1 protein-coding gene and 1 pseudogene are annotated in these 511 nt (G+C 39.9%); both read left to right on the top strand.

The window, feature by feature from the left end:
- Nucleotides 1-90, top strand: a pseudogene (locus ACWHAR_RS32285) (MarR family transcriptional regulator); the annotation flags it as partial.
- A 35-nt stretch (nt 91-125) separates the two neighbouring features.
- The coding region (locus tag ACWHAR_RS32290) for a biotin/lipoyl-containing protein (protein ID WP_452089078.1) at nt 126-511 on the top strand (386 nt) is incomplete at its 3' end.

Consider the following 511-nt stretch of genomic DNA (forward strand, 5'->3'; position numbering starts at 1 on the left):
CTTGATACCTCCCAGCTGCAGTATTTGCGCAAACTAGCCGGAAGCTTAACGAAGCTTGCTGAAGGCTGTTCAGAAAAAAGCGGTAATTAAAAACTTCTCACATATTTTCACCAGCTTTCCACAAAATGATAGAGGATGAAACGAAAGGAGAAAACAAAATGAACAGAGGACGTTTAATTCTGACCAACATTATCGGTTTGATTGTTGTTCTTGCAATTATAGCTGGAGGTGCTTACTACTATTATCAAAGCACAAACTACGTAAAAACAGATGAAGCAAAAGTAGCGGGCGATATGGCTGCTATTACTGCTCCAGCGGCAGGTAAAGTATCTGACTGGGATCTGGACGAAGGAAAAACAGTGAAAAAAGGCGAAACAGTTGCAAAAATCAAAGGCGAAAAAACTGTTGACGTAAAATCCATTATGGATGGAACAATTGTGAAAAACGAAGTGAAAAACGGACAAACCGTACAAGCTGGTACAACAATTGCACAAACGATTGACATGGACAA

This window comes from Bacillus sp. LR--39, assembly GCF_053613335.1.